Annotated in this window: 4 protein-coding genes and 1 pseudogene; all 5 read right to left on the bottom strand. The window is 63.0% G+C overall.

From position 1 onward, the window contains the following. Window positions 1-413: pseudogene (locus J5F18_RS11540) on the bottom strand (hypothetical protein); the annotation flags it as partial. Between the two features lie 145 nt (window positions 414-558). After that, complete coding sequence (locus J5F18_RS11535) at window positions 559-1,725, bottom strand: nucleotide sugar dehydrogenase (RefSeq protein WP_346298773.1); 1,167 nt, start codon at window positions 1,723-1,725, stop codon at window positions 559-561. 57 nt (window positions 1,726-1,782) lie between these two features. Beyond that, complete coding sequence (locus J5F18_RS11530) at window positions 1,783-4,071, bottom strand: hypothetical protein (protein WP_346298772.1); 2,289 nt, start codon at window positions 4,069-4,071, stop codon at window positions 1,783-1,785. A gap of 41 nt (window positions 4,072-4,112) precedes the next feature. Continuing rightward, window positions 4,113-4,982 (bottom strand): UTP--glucose-1-phosphate uridylyltransferase, encoded by an 870-nt coding sequence (locus tag J5F18_RS11525; protein ID WP_346298771.1) that lies wholly within the window; start codon window positions 4,980-4,982, stop codon window positions 4,113-4,115. A 17-nt stretch (window positions 4,983-4,999) separates the two neighbouring features. Continuing rightward, on the bottom strand, window positions 5,000-6,592 hold the full coding sequence (locus tag J5F18_RS11520; protein WP_346298770.1) for an FkbM family methyltransferase: 1,593 nt from the start codon (window positions 6,590-6,592) through the stop codon (window positions 5,000-5,002). Window positions 6,593-6,933 lie beyond the last annotated feature (341 nt).

Here is a 6,933-nt window from a genome sequence, read left to right as displayed (position 1 = left end):
GCACCACCGGCACCACCGACATCATTGTAGGAGCGCGATTTATTGATGGTCCGGCACTCCGGCGATTCGCCACTGCCACCGACCATAGCCCCCAGCAACGCCACCACCGCCTGCCAACCCCCCTGCCAGGCCCGCCAACGGGCCAGCGCCCAGCGGGCCTCGGCCTGCTCCTCCAGCGTGGCATCGGGGCTATCCAGCAAGCCCTCCAGCCGCGGTACCATCACCGCCTCGGCACCCCGCCACAGATGATGGTCCCAGGCCAGGGCCCGGTTGCGGCGCGGCAGGCGCCCCTCGGCCCTGCCGTGGCGGCAGTAGTGCAGCCAGGGGTCCATGCCCGCCGCCGCTACGTCGGGATACTCGGCCAGGTACCACTCCGGGTCGAAACTGGGGTCATGGCCGACCGCCGACAGCATCGGCGCCCGACCGCTACTCGAGCCGCTACCAAAGAAGTGCTGCCGCCATTGGCGCATACGTCGAATCGGCAACGCGGCCAGCCTTGGAAATCGCTTCACTCCTACTCCCTCACCGGCCCGAAGGGCGCGCACTGCTCACGCAAACTCAATCGCTGCCAAACAGGTCCCGGGTGTAGACCTTGTCGGCCACATCGCTCAACTCCTCGACCATGCGGTTGGCAAGGATTACATCGGAAAGATCCTTGAACGCCTCCAGCTCGCGGATGACCCGGGAGCCGAAGAAATCCTCCTCTTCCAGCACCGGCTCATATACCACAACCTCGACGCCCTTGGACTTGATGCGCTTCATGACGCCCTGCATGGCGCTGGCACGGAAGTTGTCGGAGCCGCTCTTCATGATCAGGCGATGAACGCCCACAACCCTGGGTTGGCGCTTGAGCACCGACGCGGCGATGAAGTCCTTGCGTGTGCGGTTGGCCTCGACGATGGCCTGGATCATGTTGTTGGGCACATCCTGGTAGTTGGCCAACAGCTGCTTGGTATCCTTGGGCAGGCAGTAACCGCCATAGCCGAAGCTGGGGTTGTGGTAGTGGTTGCCGATCCGCGGGTCGAGCCCTACGCCATCGATGATCTGACGGGCATCCAGGCCGTGGGTCTCGGCATAGGTGTCCAGCTCGTTGAAGTAGGCCACCCGCATCGCCAGGTAGGTGTTGGCAAACAGCTTGATTGCCTCGGCCTCGGTGCTGTTGGTCAGCAGCACCTCGACATCCTGCTTGACCGCCCCCTCCTTGAGCAGCTCGGCGAAGCGCTGGGCGCGCTCGGAGCGCTCGCCAACGATGATCCGCGAGGGGTAGAGGTTGTCATACAACGCCTTGCCCTCACGCAGAAACTCCGGCGAGAAGATCAGGTTGTCGGTGCCGAACCGCTGGCTGGCCGCGGCCGTATAACCCACCGGCACGGTGGACTTGATCACCATCACCGCCTCGGGGTTGATGTCCATGACGTCCTGGATCACCGCTTCGACGCTGCTGGTGTTGAAGTAGTTGGTCTCCGGGTCGTAATCCGTCGGCGTGGCGATAATCACGTAAGTTGCGTCGCGATATGCCAACTCCTTGTCGATTGTGGCCTGAAACCCCAGGTCCTCACGGCGCAGAAATTCAGATATCTCCTTGTCTTCGATCGGAGAAATCCGATCATTCAGCTTCTTGACCTTATCCTGCACAATATCGAGTGCCACTACTTCGTGATGCTGTGCCAACAGCATGGCATTGGAGAGTCCCACGTAGCCGGTTCCGGCAACTGCAATCTTCATCGAAAAAATTCCCTATAAGAATCAAGCAACATCAAAACCAAGCAAGGTGAGTATCCCTTACTCTCTCGTGGCATCCGGAAGGGGGCTCCGCCCCTCCTGCTTGCCGTAGCGAACATAATGCAGCAGTGGGTTTATCCCACTGACGGCCACATCGGGATTTTCATCAAGATACCATTGGCTATCGAAATCAGGGCCCGGGCTGCGCCCCTCGAATCCGCCAAACTTCAAGTAGTGCAAGGCCGGCCTGCTCTTGAATCGAGCATCACCCGCCACATCCGGGTAGCGCTGCAGGTACCAGCTCTTGTTGAAATATCCGGAAGACTCGATTTCCTTCGCGTCCTTCTTGAGCTTCCGTGCGGCACGGTGCTGCTTGCCCAGCGCCCCGGTCAAGACAGACGGCAGCATGCGGGCGGCTCGGTCGGGCTGGTGAACCTCCCCTGGTGCCTCACCACCCAGCTTGGCGAGCTGCTGGTCCTTTTCTTCCAGCATCTGCGTCAAGACTGCCAGCTCTTCGAAACGCGTTTCGACTTCTTTCTCTTTCTCCTGAATTCGATGCTGCAGCTCAGCCTGCAGGGTATTTCGTTCACGACGCTCGGCATTCAGCGTGTCCTTCAGTTCGGCAACCTGCCTTTCCAGCGCAGCCTTTTGCTCTTCTTGCTGCGCCGTGAGCGCCCTATCGTTGCGCTTAGACTCTTTCGCGGCCGCCTCTAGCCTTGCTTGCAGCTGCCTCTTTTCCGCATCGGCCTCTTCGAGCATTTTGGTGAGAGTGGCCAGCTCCTCGAAGCGCGTGGCGATGGCGGCGTCCTTCTCGTCGAGCGTCTGCTGCCACTTGGCCTGCAGGCGGCCGCGTTCGCTGCGCTCGGCATCCAGCGTGCCCTGCAGCTGGCTAAGCTGCTGGCCAAGCTCGGCCTTCTCGACCATCTGGCGCTCAGCGGCATCTCGCAGCTGCTCGCACTCACGCTGGGCATCCTGCACCTCGGCCTGCAATTCGGCCTCACGCTTCGCCCGCTCGCCCTGCTCTCGCTCCAACCGCTGCTGCAGCGAACCGGCCTGCTCCTGGGCTTTAACCAGCGCGTGTTCACGCTGCTGCAACTGCTGCTCCAGGGCACGTTTTTCCTCACCGTTGCGCTTGAGCTTCTGGTTCAGCGCATCACGCACCCGGCTGGCTTCGGTCAGCGCCTCGGCCTGCCTGGCCAGTTCCCCCTGCAGGCGGTCCAGTTCGAAGCGGTGGGACTGCTGGGCCAGCTCGGAGCGCGCCTCGCTCGTTTCTTCCAGTCGTTTCAGCTGCTCGCCATGCAGCTGGCGCTCGGCCCGCAGGCTGGCGAGTTCGGCGGCCTGCTGCACTGCTTCCTCGCTCTGGGCCTCCTGGCGGTGCTTTACCGCCTGCAGCTCCCGGGTAAGCCCGGCGCGGCTCTCCTGCAGCTGGCTGACCTGCTCCGCCAGGTGCCCACGCTCATGGGCGTGGCGCTCCTCCAGCAGGGCGAGCTGCTGGGTGGCCCGTTCGAGCTCGCGGCTGCGCGCCTGAAGCTCCTGTTCGAGCTGCGCCTTGGCCTCGCCTTCGCCCGTGATCCGCTGGCTCAGCTCTTCCAGCTGTTCGCTCAACTCGCCTGTGCGGCAGCGCTCCCGCTCCGCCACCAGCTGGTCCAGGCAGCCGCGACCGAGGCGGGCGAAGACGTCCTGCACCACCCGAGCACTCTGGGGCATCTCCCAGGTCGTCAGCAGCCGCTCCAGCAGCGGCGGCACGTCGCTGCCCAGCATCAATAGCCCCAGGCCATCGCCGTGGGGGAAGGTCACGTGCGGCGCCTGCTGCTTGAGCGAATCGTAGGCGCGAAACAGGTCACAGCCCGGTTCACGCCGTGCGATCCCGACCATGGCCACCACCCCCCGCGACGACAGGCGCGAGCGCCAGCGTTCGATGATCTCCTCAACGCCGGTATCGTCCCAGGCGGCACTCACCACCAGCAGGTCGGTTCTCGCCGGCTCGAACTGCCCAAGCGCACGCAGCGAGGTGGTTGCCAGCCGCTGCGCCAAGCCACCGTAGCGGCGGCGCGCTTCCTCTTGAACCCGGTTCGGCGCTTCCCCCTCCGCCACCAGGTAGCAGCTCGCGTTGAGCCCAAGCCGTGACAGCGCCTGACAGATGCCGAGATGCGCCCCCCCCTCGGCATCCCCCAGGATCACGCTCTGCTCCGGCTGCAGCGCCTCGACCAGCCAGAACAGCAGGGGCAAGTGCTCGAGCCAGGGCGAGGGGGCCAGGTGGTCCGGCTGCCAGAACATCGACCCCTGGGCCAGCGTCTTGAGAGAGGGGGTCAAGGACAGCTCACGCGAGCCTTGCTTGGCTACGTCCATGCAGATTCACCCATTGCGTGTTACCGAAAGGAAAGAAACCGTTAATAGCCTGCTTCGCTGGCCAGGGTGGCATTGGCGGCCAGCCAGCCGGGAATATGGCCACAATCGAAGGAGCGGCCGTGCATGCGATAGGCCTGTACGCCCTCGCCTTCCCGCATCAGCCGAGCGATGGCATCGGTAAGCTGAATTTCGTTGCCGGCGCCGGGCGGCAGGTCGCTCAGCAGCTCCATGATGCGATAGGGCAGGATATAGCGGCCGATCACCGACAGGCGCGACGGCGCCTTCTCGGGCGAAGGCTTCTCTACCACGCCACGCATGGGCAGGCTTTCACCGCCGGCGGGCTCTTCGCCGCCACAGTCGACGATGCCGTAGCGCTGCACCTCCTCCCTGGGCACGGCCTCCACCATGATCTGCGCCTGGGCCGTGGCTGCCCACTGCTGGGCCATGCGACTGAGGTCGTCGCGCTCATCCTGCGGCTGTGGTTTGACCAGCACATCCGGCAGCAGCACCGCGAAGGGCTCATCCGGCTGCAGCAGCTGCCCGGCACAGAAGACGGCATGACCAAGGCCGCGCGCCTGGGGCTGGCGCACGCTGGTCACCTTCAGCTCCGGCGGGGCGATGGCGCGGACCATCTCCAGCAGCGCCGTCTTGCCGTTCTTCTCCAGGCTGGCCTCCAGCTCGAAGTGGGTATCGAAGTGATCCTCGATGGCCGACTTCCCGGTGCGGGTGACCAGGATGATCTCGTTGAGGCCGGCCTTGAGGGCCTCTTCCACTACATGCTGGATGATGGGGCGATCGACCACCGGCACCATCTCCTTGGGAATGGCCTTACTGATCGGCAAAAGCCGGGTGCCAAACCCCGCAACCGGAATGATGGCCTTGCGCACGATGGCAGGGGGAATGCCTTGCATGATCCTGTGTTCCTCGCTTATGTCTGGTTTGCCTGACGCTTCAGCCGCGCCAGGCCCTTCTCGTGTTTGACCCAATCGACGGTGAAGCCATAGCGCTGCGCCCAGGCGTCGACGATGGCCTTCTCGTCGGCCCGCTTGGCATCGTCCAGCCACACCTCGGCCGAGTCGCTGAGCTGTTCCAGGAGTGCCGGCAACGCCGGATAGCGCACAAAGCGGACGCTGGATTGCGCCGGCCCATCCACCACCAGCAGATCGATGGGGCCGAGCCCCTTGAGGGCATCTTCCGAATACCAACTGGGTGTGGCTGGTGGTTCGCCCTTCTCGTCTTTCTTGTCTTTCTTGGCCTTCTCGGCTTGGTTTTCCTTGTCGCCTTTCTCGCCGTTATCCACCGACGACTGTGCGGCTGGATGCTCCCCCGCCCAGGGTGTCATGGGGGCTTCGCGAACCTCGGCCCAGGCCTTGAGGTACTCACGCGCCAAGGCGGCGCGAGCGCGCTCGGCATAGGCGTTGAGGTGATCGATGGCCACCAGCCGGCCCATACCGTTCTGGCGCAGCGCATCGGCGATGACCAGGCTGGAGGCACCGGAGCCCAGGCTGACCACCCGGTGGGGGCGATGCTCGCGCACCCACTCGTGCAGGTCGAGTAGCACATCCGGCGCCATCTCGCGGCCGTAGAGGTGCGGCAGCCGCCGCTGCAGGCGCAGCGCTTTCGTCAGCCAGTGGAAACTCTCCGCCTGGCGAAAGCTGATGGACTCCCCTCCAGCGGCAGATGGCGCCTCTGCCCTGCCCGCCTTGGCAGCTTTCTCCCCGGCCGCTTTCTCGCCACTGGCCTTGGCGCTGGCGGGCTCCGCGGCCTGAGCGGCCGGTTTCCTTGCCGCCTGGGCCTGCTCATAGAGCTGGTGGGTGAGCTTGTAGGGGTGGCGCGCCGCGAAATCCTTGCTGAAGTAGGCCATGTTCATGCGGCGCAGGAAGGGGGAATCCTCCATCCACTCGTGCTTCTGCTCGTAGATGCGAAACAGGCGGTAGCCATGTTCCATCAGGTAGTCGTCGATCAGGCGGTAGTAGGTCTGCTGGGTGCCTTCCGGGTTCAGCCCCGCCTCGATGTAGATCACATCGATGCGCTGCTCGCTGAGCAGACCCTTGGCCCCACGCAGCACCTGCATCTCGTAGCCTTCCACATCGACCTTGAGCAGGGAGATACGCCGGTCGGTGAAGTTATCCGCCAGGCTATCCAGGGTGACGCAATCGACTTCGAAGGCAGTGGCATTGCTGCTCGCCGCAGACTCACCTCTTTCATCGACGCTACCGATCACCTTGGACATGGTATCGGCATCCTTCATCACCACCCTGCCCGGTGTGTCCCCCAAGGCAACGTTGTAGAGATTGAGGGAGCGTTTCTTGAAGACTCGCTTGGCGTTTTCACCAAGAGCGGCGAAGGTGGTGGAATTCGGTTCGAAGAGGTGCGCTTCAGACGGCGAAAGTGGAGATTCAGCGACAACTTGAAACTCGTTTCCCTTGTGTGCACCCGCATCAACAAAGCCAAGACAGCCGCTCGAGAAATAAGGCTGAATTTCTTCTAGAAATTGTTGTATTGATGTATTCGCCACCATATACCTCTTTGATCATCATCCATGGCTTACACAAGGTCATCAACGCAAGCCCTAAATGTAACATTACCCTTATCAATCCGTAACTATTCAGGTAGCTGCGGATAGCCTGTCGCCAACCACCTGATTCGTCTGGCATAGTGTGCCTGACCCTTCGACACGCTCTTACGGTGACACGACCATCAGCGATATCAATGTCGGCGAGGCCCTGGAGCGGGTCCGGCAGCAGCTCAAGGAAGACCAGACGGTCCAGGGAAAACGCACGAAAGCCATCAGACCGCGAGAACGTCCGCCAGGTAGGTCTCATCTAGCGCCGCTTTCTTCTGTTTTCGACGCACACCGCC

The organism is Halomonas sp. BM-2019 (assembly GCF_017584085.1).
The sequence above is the reverse complement of the archived record's forward strand: the minus strand, read 5'-3'. Positions and strand labels throughout refer to the sequence as shown.